Origin of the sequence: Iodidimonas sp. SYSU 1G8, assembly GCF_039655775.1 — a bacterium.
Classification (GTDB): domain Bacteria; phylum Pseudomonadota; class Alphaproteobacteria; order SMXS01; family SMXS01; genus RI-34.
The window spans coordinates 684,398-700,414 of the sequence record NZ_JBBYXJ010000001.1; the positions used below are offsets into that span (position 1 = coordinate 684,398).

A 16,017-nucleotide genomic window follows, 5' to 3' on the forward strand; every position below is an offset into this window, starting at 1 on the left:
CGTCCTGTTGATGACCGGGTTCGAGCCGTTCGGACGCTACCGCATCAATTCAAGCTGGGAAGCCGTAAGACTGGCCGCCGCACGCCTTGGGCCTGGCGTCGTGGTGGCGCGTCTTCCGGTCGACCGCCGGCGCGCCGCCGCGGAACTCCACCGTCTTCTGGAACTGCACAACCCGCACGCCTGTCTGCTGACGGGGCTGGCGGGCACCAGGCTGGTGCGGGTGGAGAGTGTGGCCCGGCGCCCGCGTGCTCTGGCCGGACCGGATGATGCGGTATGGCTGCGCGGGCAGTGGCCGGTCGCGGAACTGGCCCTGCCGCTGCGGCGGAGGAAGCTTCCCGTGAAGATTTCACTGAATGCAGGAAAATATGTCTGCGACAGCACTTACTGGGCGCTGTTGAAGTTCCGCCAGAGGCGGGGGTGGCCGGCCAAGGCCTCCTTCCTGCACGTTCCACCGCTATCGCGGCGGTTTACCGCTCGGGTTCTGGGAGAGGCGGTCGCTGACGTGGCGAGGCGGTATCTCAATTCCAGAGATTGGGAAACAGGCCGATGAGGCCCGCCAGAATCAGATAGATCGCGATAACGTAATTGAGAATCTTTGGCGCGATCAGGATGACGATGCCGGCGATGAGCGCGATGAGCGGCTGGATGTAGACGGTGTCCACCATGTGTCTCCCTCTGGAAGCGGCGCCGATCCCGGTAAACGCCGCCCCGATGGCGTGGTTCCGGCAACACCGGAAAGGCGGGCGACGGAATGTCTGGCGTGCGGTTGCCGGACTTGATCGGGCGGCGGAAGCTGCGCACTCTTTCCATCCCGCTACCTTCTCGAGTCCCCGCGTTCCATGGCCACAGAATCCCACGGTATCGACCTTTTGCACGTCGTCGCGCTGCTGGGTGCCGGGGTCGTCGCCGTGCCCATCTTCCGCAAGCTCGGGCTGGGCTCGGTCCTGGGCTATTTCGCGGCTGGCCTCGCCATCGGACCGTTCGGTCTCGGACTGTTCTCGGACACGGGCACGATCCTGCATGTAGCCGAGTTCGGCATCATCATGCTGCTGTTCATCATCGGACTGGAAATGCAGCCGTCCCGGCTGTGGACGCTGCGGCGGGAAATCTTTGGGCTCGGCGTCGCCCAGGTCGTCGTGTGCGGCGGACTGCTGACCATCGCGGGGATTGCGGCGGGGCTGACGCCGGCCATCGCCTTCGTCGCGGGCATGGGTTTCGTGCTGTCGTCCACGGCGGTGGTCATGCAGATGCTCGACGAGCGGGGCGAGACCTCGACCGCGCAGGGACAGCGCGCCGTGTCCATCCTGCTGCTCGAGGATCTGGCGATCGTGCCGCTGCTCGCCATCGTCGCCTTCATCGCGCCCGCGGCGGCCGGCGAAACCCAGTCACGCTGGATCTCCGTCGGGATTGGGCTCGGCGCCATCATCGGCCTGATCGCGGCCGGGCGATGGCTGCTGAACCCGCTGTTCCGTATCCTGGCCTCGGCACGGGCGCGCGAGGTGATGACGGCGGCGGCGTTGCTGGTGGTCCTCGGCGCGGCGCTGCTGATGCAGCTCGGCGGCCTGTCCATGGCCATGGGCGCCTTCCTCGCCGGGGTGCTGCTGTCGGAATCCACGTTCCGGCATCAACTGGAGGCGGATATCGAGCCGTTCCGCGGCATCCTGCTCGGTCTGTTCTTTCTTGCCGTCGGCATGTCGCTCAACCTGACCGTCATCGCGCAGGACTGGCCGACCATCCTGATCGCGGTCGCCGCCTTCATTGGCATCAAGGGCGTCGGTATCTACGCGGTCGCCCGTCTCTTCGGGGGCGGCAATCGGGAAGCGCTGGAACGGGTGACCCTGTTCGCCCAAGGCGGCGAGTTCGCGTTCGTCCTCTATTCCGCCGCCGCGGCGAACGGAATCATGGATGGCCGCGTCAATGCGATCTTCACCGCGACCGTTATCATCTCCATGGCGCTTACGCCCCTGACCGCCTCGCTGACCCGCCGCCTGATGCCCAAACCGCAACCGTCGCTGGAGGGGATCGAGGAGGCGGACGGGCTGGAAGGGGCCGTGCTCATCATCGGCTTCGGGCGCTTTGGCCAAACAGCGAGCCAGCCCTTGCTGGCGCGCGGCTTCGACGTCTCGATCATCGAGAACAGCGTGTCCATGATCCGGGCCGCGGAACGGTTCGGCTTCAAGGTCTATTATGGCGACGGCACCCGGCTCGATATCCTGCACGCCTCGGGCGCGGCGACGGCGGAGGCGATTCTCGTGTGCATCGACGACAAGGCCGCCGCGACCCGTATCGCCGAATTGATCCGGTGGGAGTTTCCCATGGCGCGGCTGTACGTGCGTGCCTATGACCGTGGCCACGCGCTGGATCTCATCCAGGTCGGTGTCGACTATCAGTTGCGCGAAACCTTCGAATCCGCCCTGCGGTTCGGCGAGGCAGTACTGGAAGGGCTGGGCGTGCCCCAGGAGGATGTGGCCGACATCAGCGAGGATGTCCGGCGGCGCGACCAGGAGCGTCTGGAACTGCAGATCGCGGGCGGTCCGCAAGCCGGGACAGGTCTGGTGCGCAACAACGCACCGGTGCCGGCACCACTGACGGTACCGAAGCGGACAGGCAAGGTGTTCGGCGACGTGCCGGCGGAGGAGGGTGGCCTGGCGGATACCTGACCCGTTGGGAAAATAGGCGGCCCGGTCGCTTGGGGGGCGTTAAGTCCGGAACCGCCTATCTCTCCCCCCGGAGTTTCTGTTACGCCCGACGGCGCCATTTGGATCCCCGCCGATCGCGTCCCGGAAATTGCGCGCCCGTGCGGAACACGCTAGAACGTCGCCAACGGATGAGTGGCCGAGCGGTTGAAGGCACCGGTCTTGAAAACCGGCGTGGGTGCAAGCTCACCGTGGGTTCGAATCCCACCTCATCCGCCAGCTCCCAAAACATGCGGCCCAACGAGACGTCGATCGCGGCGACGGAGTAGGGTCACGCCGTGCCCAGCATTATCATGGGTTAATACGTCTCTGGTTGACCCCCTATATTATTCACGCGGGCATAATATTTTGGGGGCTTGGGCATGGCGCGTCTGCGGGCGAAGAAGGCTGAACTGACGCGGCGACAGATCGAGTGTCTGGAATGGGTGGCACTGGGCAAGAGTTCGTCCGATATCGGATCGATACTCGGCATCTCGCCGATGACTGTGGATGAGCACGTCAAGCTGGCCTGCGACCGCCTGGGCGTAAGGACGCGTATCCAGGCGGCAATCCTCTATCAGGACACGGCCATTCGAGAACCGGCGTCGCGACGGTCATGAACCCGGCTTGCTGAAATTGGCCTGCGATGCCGGGCCATCACCGGCTATACAGCACACTATCCTGCGCGGGGCACTCCAGCGGAACCAGCTCGCCTTCGTCCGCCAGTCTGACGGTATAAAGCAGCTCATCCCTGAATCCCGCGATCGCGGCGGCGCTTTCATTGCCCGGGCCGGGCAGGTGTGCCGGCAACGCCCATCGCTCGGCCGCGAGGCGTGCCGCTGCCGCACTGCGGGCGTTCACGATCACTTTTCGCCAGATCCGCCGGTCCTGCCACCGCGGGTCGTCATCGCCCGTGCGGGGTTCGAGAACCCATAAGCCCAGCTCGGGCTCGGCCGCGTTATTCGGCGTCACCGGTCCGTTCCTCCTGATTGGCCGCACGGGAATAGGTTATGGAAGCATTCGGATGGTCCGCCTTGACCGCCTTGGCCGCTTCGAGAGCATCCTCGGCATCCAGTGTCGTATGGGCGGATACCTCGTCGACGCGATAGCCTACGGTGTAAAGCATCTGTTTCTCCTGATTACCTGAATTCGCGATCGCCCTTGTCGCCCTCGCTCCGTCGTCGTGGATAGGCAACGGGGATGTCGAAGTCTTGTTCCCTGACGGGTCTCACGGATGATCGCTGGCGCCGCGCCCTGGACGAGCAGTGCGGCGCAAGAAAAAGGGCCGGAGTGTGCCTCCGGCCCTGTGGTAAAATACACGCGGCGAAGGTCAGTCGCCGGAGATGGCGCTGACCGCCGCGTTGCCGATGGCCGACGCGCCTACAGTGTTTCCGCGAACCGTGAACGAGCTCCCCGAGCTGGGGCCGTTGATGAGGCCGCCGCCGAGCCCGATACCCACCGAGACGTCGTCCGTGCTGGCGCTCACCGCGGAATCCGAGGTGACCTGAAGGTTGGACACCGAAGCACTGGGGTGCTGGAAGGTGCCGGTGGACAGAACAAGGCTGTTGAGGGCGTTGTTGGCCGTGGTCTCGGCGACGACCTGGTTGCCATTCACCGTAACGGCGCTGGTGTCCACACCCTGGGTTCCGGCGAGGCCATCGACACCGATGGAGGCGGCGATGACCTGGGAAGAGAGCGCCGCGGTCGTCGACTGGCTGTTCAGGACGGCATAATCCGCCCCGGTGACCGTGATGCCGGAGGCGGGATCGATGGTCGCACCCGCCGCGCTGCTTTCCTGCAGGCTGGCGTCGGCCGTGGTGCGCAGGGCGTTCAGGGCGGTATTGCCCGTCGTCTGGGCAGCGACCGAGTTGTCATCGACCGTGACGCTGCTGTCGAGGGCGCCGCCCACGATCTGCGAGCGGACAAAATTGCTCGCGGCCGTGCTGGTCAGCACCGCGCCGACGACGATCGCCTGACGGTTGGCGACCTGTCCGGTGGCATCGCTCGAGGAACCCGCATCGAGCACCAGGCTGTTGGTCGAGGCAAAACCGGTCGAGCCGGCCTGAACGATATTGTCGCGCACGTCGACCGTATCGTTGACAAGGGGCGTGGTCGCATCGGTGCCCACGTCCGCGGATACGCCAGTCGGGCCGACAAGCGTACTGATGTCGGTTTCGCCCAACTGCACGTTCAGCACCGAGAAATCGGCGTTCACGGTGTACGCCGATCCGGCAAAGACCGGAGCCGCCGCCGGCGAGGCGCCGGTGATGGCCGCATCGGCGAGACCGTTGAGCCGGTTCGACGCCGTGCCGCCGGTGGCCAGAGACGAGAGCTGGTTGCCTGAAGCGGAGATGGATGCCGACCCCGCATCCGACATGGTGTCGGATGTCGCCTGAATGAAGGCGGCCGTCAGTGCGACCGTCGCGCTACTGCCGGATGTCACGATCTGCTGCGAGATCACCGATGCGCTTGCCCCGGCGATATTGGCGTCAGCGTCCAGCGTGGCGGTGTTCGTGGCACTGTGAATGGTCGCCTGACCCAGCACCAGATTGTTGTCCACCGTCGCGCTGCCGCTCACGAACTGATTCAGATCGACGAGGACACTGTTCGAATCGACGATGATCAGCAACGTGTCGTTCTGGGTCGAGGCAACGGCTTCGGCGCCCTGCACGTTCACCACCGCAAGATCGGCCACCACGGTCACGTCGGACGCGACCGCCGGATTGATTGTGGCGGTCGGGCTCACGGTGCCGGTGCCGCTGGACAGGTTCGTGCCGGTCGCGGTCGCGCTATTGGTGGCACGGTTTGCCGTCGCGATCGCCGCCATGGCATTGCCGTCCGCGGCGAAGCTGCTGTCGGTCAGGACTTGCGGGTCCAGTTCGGCTTCCACGGCGATGGTGCTGCTGAGAACCTGGCTGATGATACTCGCGCCGCCATCATCGGTCTGCTGCAGGTTTGCGACGAAGCCAGACACATTGTTCGTGGTGAAGTCAATGGTCGCCGCATTGGCAACGTCATTGCCGCGCGCCTCGGAAACGAGAAGGTTTCCGCTGGCCGACAGGGCGGAACTCGAGATGAACGCTACATCGGAAGCATCGGCGTAGACCGAGGCGGCGTTGATGAACGAATCCACGTCAAGCGCATTGAGTTGATAGGATCCGATCCCGAATGCCAGATCTTCGACGGTCAGTTCGACATTGGCCGCCACATCGAGGACTTCGATGGATGGCGCCGCCGTCACGAGTTCTTCGTAGGTGGTGCCCGTGACGCTCAGCACATTGGTGGCATTGTTGACGCGGGCGAGAGTGCGCACGCTGTTGCCGTCGGCGCTTACCTGAGATCCCGAGACGCTGGTATCGATGCCCGATACCGAGGACACAACAGCAATGGCATCGGCCGTGGCGCTGATCGGGCCAGTGCCGCCATCGTCCTCGCTGCCCCGCTGATGGTTGGCGATGATGGCGAGCGGACCATTGGTGGCCGTCGCCGAACCGGCATCGGTCAGATCGAAGGTGCCGACATCAAGCGTCAGGCTGTTGGCGGCGTCATTGCCCAGCGACAGCGCAGAGAGGCTGTTGCCGTTCGTCTGCACCACGCTGTCCGCCAGGGCGCCGCCCACGGCGTCCATGGTGGTCGACACCACCACGCCAGTCAGGTCAACGCTCAGACCCGTGGCGCGAAGGCCGCCGAATTCCTGGCTGTTGAGCAACCCGGTCTCGGCGCGCATTAGCGTATTGCCGGCCGTTACCGTGCCGACCGTCGCATAGCCCATCTCGATGGCGTTCACGTCGCTGCCGGTCACCACGTCCACGACCGTCTGGGTCTGGGCCGTGACGGACACGGTGCTTGCGGCGTTGTTGATACGGCCCGAGGCAAGTACCGTGTTGCCGTTGGTCTCGGCGTTGACTTCGGTAATCGTGGCCGCGCCGGCCGCCACGCTGGTCAAAATCCCGCCGCTGACATCCACCTCGATGCTGCCGGAGAAACCGCTGGTGCCGCCATCCTCGTTCCAGAAGGTCTGGGTGTTGACGAGGGTGGAGGTAGCATCGAGCGTCACGGCGCCGACCGACAGCAGATTGCTGCCCTGGTTCCCGGTGACAGCGCCGGTCACCGCGTTGCCACTGGCGCTGACATCGGTCTGCGTCACCGTCGCGGTCGCCGCGGTGCTGCCGACACGGACCTCGACGAGGTTGCCCGAAACGGTGGCCGAGAGCGGCACGTCGCCCAGCGCGTCGGCGCTGATGTCCTCAATGCTCTGGTCGTTCACCAGCACGAAGCCGCCCTGGACAACCGTGTCCGGAAGTCCGTCCGGCGCGGCGTTGGGGATCACCGCATCGGTCAACGACCGGTAAACCGTCGCGACCGGCGTGGCCAGCTGATCGGTCGGCGTCGGCACGCCGTCGCCGACGGTCACCGCGCTGATATCGATCCGGTTGGCCTGCGCGTCGGCCAGATTGCCCACGACGCGGGCGGAAATGGCGTTCGCGTCCGCGCCAATATTGGCCTGGTCCACGGCGAGGGCCGTCGCATCGACGTCGATGATCGCGACGGTGGCCGCGTCATCGGTCGGTCCGACCGCCGCCGTCATGGTGAGATGGTCCGTGGCCGTGGCGTCGGATCCTTCCGCAAGCTGGAAGTTGATCACGCCGACGGTACCCGAGAAGCTGGAGGTCGGTCCGTCGCCGCCGATGGTGAAGCTGTTCTGGGTCACCCGGTTGGCGACCGACAGCGCCGCAGCACTGTTGCCGGACGCGCCGATCGTGGAATTGGTGATGCTCGAGCCGTCCGCGCCGCTCACATCCGCCGCATCGACGATCACGCTGCCGATGACTTGGGCGTTATATTCAGTTTCCCGGTTGAACTGGCCGCTGACCACGCCGAAATCGGCCGCGACGCGCGGCTCGATGGTCGCGTGAGCACTCTGGACGAAGTTGAACTGGGGATTGACCTCGGCCCCGATGATGGTGGTGCCGTCAATGCTGACGCTGTTGCGGCCGACATTGCCGAAGGCCTCGCCGTACAGCCGGTTATCGTCGGCGCCGACCGCGCTGTCGGCGATGTCGCCCGTCACCGTGCCCAGGGTCGCCACGCTCACCGTGACATCGCCATTGGTGGTCGCGGACCCGCTGCTGCCGTTGGTCAGCACCTGGCCGCTGCCGAGGGATACGAGGCTGTCGAACGTCGCCGCGCCTTCGACCAGGATGGTGTTCGTGGCATTGTTGCCGGTGACGCTGGCGCCAATGGCGTTGCCTGTGGCCTCGACCGTGGACGAGGCCACGCTTTCCACCAGGACATTCATGTCGGCGTCTTCGGAATCGCCCGCGATACCGCCCGCGATGGCGTTGATCTCAAGTTCACTGAACTGGTGATTGGCGATGAACAGATCGCCGATCACGTTGACGTTGCCGTCCGACCCGCTGCCGGCCACCAGCACGGTGGACGAACGGGTCAGCCCGATCGCGCCGAAGGGGAAGGTGCCGGACTGGCTGATGCCGTCGCCCAGCCGCACCAGATTATCGGCGGTGTTACCCGTGCCCGTGGCGCTGATATTGTTGTCGGAGAAATCGATGCTGCTGCCGGTCAGGTTGCTGATCGGTGTCGCCGCGCTCAGGCCGGCCTCGATATCCGACTCGCTCACCTGGACGAGGTAGGTCCGTCCGGCAACGGTATTCCGCTGCGCGCTGGCGACCCCGGCCGAGCCTTGCAGCGTCACGGCGCTGGTATTGGCCGCGTCCAGCGAATCGTCGAGGTTGACCTGGTTGGTCGCGTCATTGCCGGTGATCGTCGCCTCGATGGCGTTACCGGTCACGACCAGCGGAATACCCTGAATGGTGCTGGTGGTGTCCAGTTCCACCGCAAGCGAACCGATCCGGGTATTGTCGATCGTGCTGGACGAGGCCGCCAGAGTGTTCTCCTGCACCGATGCGACGAGCGCGGTCGCGCTGGCGCCGAGCGCGGTGCCGGTCGCCGGATTGCCGAGCGTGGGACCGCCGGAGATGCCGGCAAAGCCGCCCTCGGTGCTCGTCAGCAGCGGGTTGATGTCGCCTGAGATCACATTGGTCGCCAGATTGCCCATGGCATCCGAGGTGATGGCGTTGTCCGTCACCTGCTGCGCACTGCCGGCGAACAGGTCGGATGACGAGGCGCGAATTTCTGAATTGGCGACGGACGCGATCATGGACGAGCCATTTTCGCTGCTCTGGAGCGAGGCGATGGTCGCCGCCGAGGACGCGCCCGACCCGGTCGCGGTCCAGAACTCGATACTGTTCGCCATGGGCACCGTGGTCAGGGTGGCCGACGAGAAGATCGTGTTGTCATCAACGATAATGGCATCCAGGCCATTATAGTCCTGCATGCCGGTTGTCGGCACACCCACCTGAACAGTGGTGACCGGCGGTGTCACATCGACATTGCTGTTGTTCTGAGAATTGTTGACCACCACAGAACTGGACGACCCCGCCACGGTGGCCACCTCGGTGCTCCAGTTGATGGTCGCGTTGTACTGGTCGGATGCCCAAACCGAACCAGAGTATCCAGCCGTGGCGAGCGCAATGACGCTCACCGTCGCCAGCGTGTGCCGGCCACGAAAAGAAGATCGCATAAAGATAGCCCCCAACTGACGGCATCCATAATCGAATACCGCGCCTCATCCTGAATGCTAACGCGCGCCCTGACGCATCCGCAAGTCGTTACAGCATCGTAATCGTGAAAATTCTTAAAAGCTTGACGAAGCCCCGCCGCTGAATCGGCGGATCGAGGAGCGCAAGGCTGGCTTATTGCCGCCCGGCCCGCTAAAAATCTCGATAGAGGGACGCCACCGGCGAATTCGTTTGCGAGCGCCCGTCCGAAAGGCCAGTTATTACCGGACCTTGAGGGATACAAAGAGGATCGTCGTCCGCCATGCGCCTGTTGTTAACGCTGTTGCTGCCACTCGCCTTCATCTCTGCCGCCTCGGCCCAGGAAGCCCAGCCGAAATGGGAAGACTGGCTTGCGGGTGTCCGGCAGGAAGCGTTGTCGAAAGGGATCAAGCCGGGCATTCTCGATGAAACCCTGACCGGCCTGCAGCCACTGGAGCGCATCGTCAAGGCGGACCAAAATCAGGCCGAATTCGTCGAGACACTGGAGACCTACCTGGCCAAGCGGGTCAGCCAGCTCCGCATTGACAATGGCCGCAAGGCGATGGCGGAACATGGCGAATTGCTGCGTCAGGTCGCCGACCGGTATGGCGTGCAGCCTGAATATATTGTCGCGATCTGGGGCATGGAGACCAATTACGGCAAGTTTTTCCCCAAGGAGGACGCCATCCAGGCACTGGCGACGCTCGCCTATGACCCGCGGCGCAGCGGCTATTTCCGCAAGCAGCTATTCGCCGCGTTCGAGATCCTGAACATGGGCTTCATCTCTCCGGCGGAGATGAAATCCTCGTGGGCCGGCGCCATGGGCCAGCCGCAGTTCATGCCTGATTCCTACCTGGAATCGGCGCAGGATTTCGACGGCGACGGGCACCGCGACATCTGGAACAATTATGGAGACATCTTTGCCTCCATCGCCAATTATCTGAAGAAGTTCAACTGGAAGGGTGAAGAGCCCTGGGGCCAGGAGGTCAGCCTTCCTGAAGGATTCACCGCCAAGCTCGCGACCGTCGGCACCTTCGACGAAAGCGATTGGCGGCCCATGCGGATCCACTCGCGGGCCTTGCCGCTGGCCGAATGGGACCGTCTCGGTGTTCGTGACGTGAGCGGCGCCGAGCTGATGAAGAGCGACCGCAAGGCAACGCTTGTTCAACCTGATGGCGAAACCGGTCGCGCCTTTCTGACCCACACCAATTACCGCGCCATCCTGCGCTATAATCCCGCCAACTACTATGCCATCGCCGTCAGCCGGCTGGCCGATCTGGTAAAGCAATAAACCATGCGCCTTCGCGGGCTCCTTCTGATCGCCGCCTGCGCCGCGCTGGCGGCCTGCGCCACCAAGCCACCGCCGCGCCCAAGCGCTCCACCACCCGTGGCGGCGCCCCAGCCCGCGCCGCCCAAGGTCGCGCCGCCGCCGTGGGGCGAGGCGCCGGTACCGGACGGGAAGGGAGGCATCTACAAGGTCGGCAATCCGTACAAGATCAACGGTGTCCTGTATGTGCCCCGCGAGGATCCCACGTACTCCGAAACCGGGATCGCGTCCTGGTATGGGCCGCAGTTCCACGGCGAACGGACCGCCAATGGCGAAATTTTCGACATGGAACTGGTCAGCGCCGCGCACCGGACCCTGCCCATGCCGTCCATGGTACGGGTGACCAATCTGGAAAACGGCAAGTCCATGGTCGTGCGGATGAACGATCGCGGGCCTTTCGCGCGCGGCCGCATCATCGACATGTCGTCGAAGGCGGCCGAGCTGCTCGGCTTTCGCCAGGCGGGGACGGCGCGCGTGCGCGTCGAGTATGTCGGCCGAGCCCCACTCGAAGACGGTGCTCCTCAGATGGTCCAGGTACGACAGGAAGCGCCCAAGGCTCTCAAGGCCGAGCCGAAAGGCATCTATGTGCAGGCTGGCGCTTTCGGCGATCCGCGCAACGCCGAGCGCCTCAAGGCGCGGCTCGCCGCCATTGGGCCCACGCGCGTGCACACGGCGATCGTCAATGGCGCGAACTTCTACCGGGTGCGCATAGGACCTCTGCCCGATGTGGACTCGGCTGATATCGCCCTGTCGCAGGTGATCGGGCTCGGCGAAGTGAATGCGCTGATAGTTGTGGACAAGTAGCGCCACGCTACAACCGATAGTGCCGCGCGCCTTGCGATGCGTGGTCTGGACGCCTAGAATCAACCTGCATCAACGAAACGGAAAGATTTCATGCCGCAGCTTCGCAGTTTGCCGCTTCTCCTCGTTCTACTCGCGGCCGTGCCGCAGGCCGCCCAGGCCGCGCCCCCGCCGTTCGAGATCCAGGCCAAGCAGGCGATCATGATCGATGCGACCACCGGCACCGTTCTGCTGGAGAAGAATCCGGACGAACAGATGACGCCGTCGTCGATGACCAAGATGATGACAGACTACGTGATCTTCGAGGCCCTGAAGAAGGGCGCCATGAAGATGGACGAGGAACTGCCCATCAGCGAACGCGCGTGGAAGATGGGTGGATCCCAGATGTTCCTCGAGGTTGGCAACAGGGCGAGGGTCGAGGATCTGATCAAGGGCACCATCATCGTCTCCGCCAACGATGCCTGCGTCGTCCTCGCCGAAGGTCTTGCCGGCACCGAGGAGAACTTTGCCCGCCTGATGACCGAGAAGTCGCAGGCTCTGGGCATGAAGAACTCCAGCTTCATGAACTCGCATGGGCTGTCGGCCGAGGGGCATTATTCGTCGGCGCGCGATCTCGCCATTCTGGCGAGCCACATCATCAACGATTTCCCTGAGTACTATCACTACTACTCCGAGAAGGAATTCTCCTACGGCAAGAACCTGAAGACCGGGGAGCCCATCCCGCAACAGAACCGCAATCCGGTGCTGGGCGTGGTGCAGGGCGTCGATGGCCTGAAGACCGGCTATACCGAAGCCGGCGGCTACGGCGTGACCGTGTCCGGTAAACGGGGCGACACGCGCCTGATCATGGTCATCAACGGCCTGCCCAGCGTGCGCGCCCGGGCCGACGAATCGCGCGCCCTGATCGAATGGGGTTTTCGTAATTTCGACACCTACACGCTGGTCAAGGCCGGCAAGGTGATCGACGAGGCACCGGTATGGCTGGGCGTGAAGGCCAAGGTGCCGCTGACCGTCTCCAAGGACGTTACCATGACCCTGAGCCGGGAAGCCAAGATGGGCGCCAAGGCCCGCATCAAATACACCGCGCCCGTCGTCGGCGGTACCGCCAAAGGCACGGAAGTCGGCACGCTGACCCTGACCCTGCCGGGCATGAACGACATCACCGTCCCGGTGGTGGTGGCCGAGGATGTCGAAAAGGTCGGGACGTTCGGCAAGGTGGGTTCGGCGATCGATTACCTGCTGACCGGCTCCTCGGGCGCCGCGACCGATGGCGCGGAGAAGGCCGCCGAGGACAAGAAAGAGAAGTGATGCCGATCTCCGGCCCCGGCAGGTTCATCACCATCGAGGGCGGCGAGGGGGCGGGCAAGTCGACCCAGCTCGGTCTGCTGGCTGCCCGTCTGAAGCTCGAGGTGAAGAACGCTGGCGTTGTCGAGACGCGCGAGCCGAACGGGCCGATCCGGAACCTGCTGGTCCAGGGCGACAGGAGCTGGACGCCCATGGCGGAAGCGCTGCTGCATTTCGCCGCCCGGGCGGAGCATCTCGAGGAAACGGTCAGGCCATCCCTTGCCGAAGGGCTATGGGTGCTCTGCGACCGCTTCGCGGATTCGACCATGGCCTATCAGGGCTATGCGCAGGAACTGGGGCGCGACAGAGTGGAAGCGCTTTACGAGATGGTCGTGGGCGAGTTGAAGCCTGATCTGACCCTGATCCTCGATATTCCGGTCGCCATCGGCCTTGACCGCGCGATGCGCCGGGACATCACTGAAACCCGCTATGAGCGCATGGGCCGGGCGTTTCACGAAACGCTTCGCACCGCTTTTCACGATATCGCCGCGCGCGAGCCCGAGCGGTGCGTGGTGATCGATGCCAACGGCCCGGTCGAGACCGTGCATGAGGCGATCTGGGCAGCGGTAAAAGACCGTCTGAACGTGGAGTGATGGCGGAAGCCGCGCGCAAGCCCGGCGATGACGAACGCCATCCCCGATTGTCGTCGTCACTGATCGGCCACGACGCGGCGGAGGCGGTCCTCTTGGCGGCCTATGCCAGCCGCAGGCTGCCACATGGCTGGCTGATGACCGGCCCGCGCGGGATCGGCAAGGCGACACTGGCCTATCGGTTCGCGCGTTTCCTGCTCGAGCATGGTGACATGCCTCAGGACGACGGGCTGTTTGGCGCGCCGCCGCCGCCCGCCAGTCTTCACACAGACCCCGCTTCACGCACGTTCCGCCTGGTGGGGCAGGGCGGCCATCCCGGACTGGCCGCGGTCGAGCGCGCATGGGACGACAAGAACAAGCGGCTGCGCGGCGAAATCGTCGTCGATGACGTCCGGGCGCTGCACGGATTTTTTGGCATGACGGCGGATGCGCCGTGGCGGATCGCGATCATCGACAGCGCCGACGACATGAACCGGCAGGCGGCGAATGCACTGCTGAAGATGCTGGAGGAACCGCCCAAACGGTCGATCCTGATCCTGCTGGCGCATGCGCCCGGACGTCTGCTGCCGACCATCCGGTCGCGCTGCCAGACCCTGAGCCTCCGGCCGCTCGCCGAAAACCAGATCGCCCGCGTGATCGAGGAAAATGGCGTCGAGATGGCGCCTGAGGACCGCGACCTGATCGTCGCCCTGGGCGAGGGCAGCCCGGGCCGTACCATGGCCCTCGCCGAAAGCGGCGGCGCCGAGCTCTACCGCAAGGCGGCGGCCCTGTTCGAGCAGCTCCCGAGACTCGATGCCTCCGGGCTGCACCGGCTGGGCGATGCCGTCGCCGGACGCCAGAGCATCGACGATTTCCGGCTTCTCGGCGACCTGCTCGATGGCATCCTCAAACGGTTGATCGCGTTTCAGGCGACAGGCGGGGACGAGGAGGGGGCGGTTCCCGGGGAAGCCGCCCTGTTTGCCCGGATCGGTCCCCGGGCCGGCCTTGATCAATGGATCGAGGTATGGGAGAACACCCGCCACCTGTTCGCCCGCGCCGAGGCCGTCAATCTCGACCCGAAACAGGTTACACTCGTCGTTTTCAGCAAGTACCAGGCCATCACGGCATGACCAAATCCGCGTTCTACATCACCACCGCGATTTCCTATGTGAATGGCGCGCCGCATCTGGGGCATGCCTATGAGGCGATCGCCACCGACGTGATCGCGCGGTTCAAGCGCCTGGACGGCTACGACGTGCTGTTCCTGACCGGCACCGACGAGCATGGCGAGAAGGTCGAGCAGTCGGCCGGCCGCGCCGGCAAGCGGCCCATCGAGTTCGCCGACGAGAACGCCGGCAAGTTCGAGGCCATGTGCAAGCTGCTCGAGATCAGCAACGACGATTTCATCCGCACCACCCAGCCGCGCCACTATGCCGCGGTCGAGGAGATGTGGAACCGGATGATCGCCAAGGGCGACATCTACCTGGACAAATATGCCGGCTGGTACTCGGTCAGCGACGAAGCGTTTTTTCCCGAATCCGAACTGGTGAAGGGTGAGGATGGCACGTTCCGCACGGCGGAAGGCAAGGCCGTGCAATGGGTCGAGGAACCCAGTTATTTTTTCCGTCTATCGGCCTACGAGGACCGGCTGCTCGACCTGTACGAACAGAACCCCGGTTTCATCCTGCCGGACACGCGCCGCAACGAGATCGTCAGCTTCGTCAGGGGTGGCCTGAAGGATCTGTCGGTGTCGCGGACCAGCTTCACCTGGGGCATTCCGGTTCCAGGCGACGACAAGCATATCGTCTATGTCTGGCTCGACGCGCTGACCAACTACATCACCGGCGCGGGATTTCCCTCCGACGGCGAGAAACTCGCCCGCTACTGGCCGGCTGATATCCATGTGATCGGCAAGGACATTATCCGTTTCCATACAGTCTATTGGCCGGCGTTCCTGATGTCGGCCGAACTGCCGCTGCCCAAGCGTGTCTTCGCCCACGGCTTCCTCAACCTGGAAGGCGTGAAGATGTCCAAGTCACTGGGCAACGTCATCACGCCCGAGACCTTGGTCAGCGAGTTCGGCCTGGATCAGATCCGCTATTTCCTCGCCCGCGAGGTTCCGTTCGGCAAGGACGGCAGCTTCTCGCGCGAGGGGATCATCCACCGCATCAACGGCGATCTGGCCAACGGCATCGGCAATCTGGCGCAGCGCACCTTGAGCATGATCTTCAAGAACTGCGACGCCGCGCTGCCGCGCCCGGGCGCTTTCGATGCCCATGACGAGGCGCTGTTCACCTATATCGACACCACCGCGGCGCACATGCGCGCGGCGATGGAAGACCAGGAAATCCATAATGCGCTCAGCGCGTTGTGGGCGCTTGTTGCGGAAGGGGACGGGTATATCGCGCGCACCGAGCCGTGGGCGTTGAAGAAGAATGATCCAGCCCGCATGGCGACGGTGCTTTATGTGGTCGCCGAGACGCTGCGCAATATCGCCATCCTGAGCCAGCCGGTCATTCCGAATGCGGCGGCCAGGCTACTCGACATGCTCGGGGTCCCCGGCGACCGGCGCGACTTCAGCTGGCTGGGCGCGGCGGGACGGCTGGCGCCGGCTGTGCCGATCGCGCAGCCGCAGGGTCTGTTCCCCCGCATCGTCGAAGAACCGGCCTCCTGAAAGCAGTTGC

Annotated in this window: 13 protein-coding genes and 1 tRNA gene; 10 read left to right on the forward strand and 4 right to left on the reverse strand. The window is 64.5% G+C overall.

Annotation, left to right across the window (positions count from 1 at the left end; all coding sequences use genetic code 11):
- The first annotated feature begins 10 nt into the window (after window positions 1-10).
- Window positions 11-550 (forward strand): hypothetical protein, encoded by a 540-nt coding sequence (locus WJU17_RS03395; RefSeq protein WP_346325932.1) that lies wholly within the window; start codon window positions 11-13, stop codon window positions 548-550.
- Here WJU17_RS03395 and WJU17_RS03400 read toward each other — a convergent pair.
- Window positions 519-665, reverse strand: coding sequence for a DUF3096 domain-containing protein (locus tag WJU17_RS03400; protein WP_346325933.1), 147 nt, complete (start codon window positions 663-665; stop codon window positions 519-521). The two genes, WJU17_RS03395 and WJU17_RS03400, sit on opposite strands and share 32 nt — an antisense overlap.
- 174 nt (window positions 666-839) lie before the next feature.
- On the opposite strand from WJU17_RS03400, the gene WJU17_RS03405 reads away from it, so the two are divergent.
- From WJU17_RS03405 to WJU17_RS03415, 3 genes are all read left to right on the forward strand, one after another.
- The gene (locus tag WJU17_RS03405; RefSeq protein ID WP_346325934.1) at window positions 840-2,660 is read left to right on the forward strand and encodes a monovalent cation:proton antiporter-2 (CPA2) family protein; all 1,821 of its coding nucleotides are present in this window, start codon (window positions 840-842) and stop codon (window positions 2,658-2,660) included.
- Between the two features lie 165 nt (window positions 2,661-2,825).
- Window positions 2,826-2,915 (forward strand) — tRNA-Ser (locus tag WJU17_RS03410).
- A 143-nt stretch (window positions 2,916-3,058) separates the two neighbouring features.
- Window positions 3,059-3,295 carry a helix-turn-helix transcriptional regulator gene (locus WJU17_RS03415; protein WP_346325935.1) on the forward strand — a complete coding sequence of 79 codons (237 nt, stop codon included), beginning with the start codon at window positions 3,059-3,061 and terminating at the stop codon, window positions 3,293-3,295.
- A 37-nt stretch (window positions 3,296-3,332) separates the two neighbouring features.
- On the opposite strand, the gene WJU17_RS03420 is transcribed toward WJU17_RS03415, so the two are convergent.
- The 3 genes from WJU17_RS03420 to WJU17_RS03430 all read right to left on the reverse strand — a co-directional run bounded on the left by WJU17_RS03420 (window position 3,333) and on the right by WJU17_RS03430 (window position 9,276).
- Window positions 3,333-3,647: a hypothetical protein gene (locus WJU17_RS03420; RefSeq protein WP_346325936.1), complete on the reverse strand. Its 315-nt coding sequence runs from the start codon at window positions 3,645-3,647 to the stop codon at window positions 3,333-3,335.
- The gene (locus WJU17_RS03425) at window positions 3,634-3,801 is read right to left on the reverse strand and encodes a hypothetical protein (RefSeq protein ID WP_346325937.1); all 168 of its coding nucleotides are present in this window, start codon (window positions 3,799-3,801) and stop codon (window positions 3,634-3,636) included. Before WJU17_RS03425 ends, WJU17_RS03420 begins: the two co-directional genes overlap by 14 nt.
- A 204-nt stretch (window positions 3,802-4,005) precedes the next feature.
- Complete coding sequence (locus WJU17_RS03430) at window positions 4,006-9,276, reverse strand: hypothetical protein (RefSeq protein ID WP_346325938.1); 5,271 nt, start codon at window positions 9,274-9,276, stop codon at window positions 4,006-4,008.
- A gap of 299 nt (window positions 9,277-9,575) precedes the next feature.
- On the opposite strand from WJU17_RS03430, the gene WJU17_RS03435 reads away from it, so the two are divergent.
- The 6 genes from WJU17_RS03435 (at window position 9,576) to metG (ending at window position 16,007) form a co-directional block, all read left to right on the forward strand.
- Complete coding sequence (locus WJU17_RS03435) at window positions 9,576-10,583, forward strand: lytic murein transglycosylase (RefSeq protein WP_346325939.1); 1,008 nt, start codon at window positions 9,576-9,578, stop codon at window positions 10,581-10,583.
- A 3-nt stretch (window positions 10,584-10,586) separates the two neighbouring features.
- Entirely contained in the window at window positions 10,587-11,423 is an 837-nt protein-coding gene (locus WJU17_RS03440; protein WP_346325940.1) for a septal ring lytic transglycosylase RlpA family protein, read from the forward strand.
- Between the two features lie 90 nt (window positions 11,424-11,513).
- Entirely contained in the window at window positions 11,514-12,728 is a 1,215-nt protein-coding gene (locus WJU17_RS03445) for a D-alanyl-D-alanine carboxypeptidase family protein (protein ID WP_346325941.1), read from the forward strand.
- Window positions 12,728-13,357, forward strand: coding sequence for a dTMP kinase (gene tmk, locus WJU17_RS03450; protein ID WP_346325942.1), 630 nt, complete (start codon window positions 12,728-12,730; stop codon window positions 13,355-13,357). The genes WJU17_RS03445 and tmk overlap by 1 nt, the downstream gene beginning before the upstream one ends.
- Complete coding sequence (locus tag WJU17_RS03455) at window positions 13,357-14,463, forward strand: DNA polymerase III subunit delta' (RefSeq protein ID WP_346325943.1); 1,107 nt, start codon at window positions 13,357-13,359, stop codon at window positions 14,461-14,463. Before tmk ends, WJU17_RS03455 begins: the two co-directional genes overlap by 1 nt.
- Complete coding sequence (metG, locus tag WJU17_RS03460; protein WP_346325944.1) at window positions 14,460-16,007, forward strand: methionine--tRNA ligase; 1,548 nt, start codon at window positions 14,460-14,462, stop codon at window positions 16,005-16,007. Before WJU17_RS03455 ends, metG begins: the two co-directional genes overlap by 4 nt.
- Window positions 16,008-16,017: the final 10 nt, after the last annotated feature.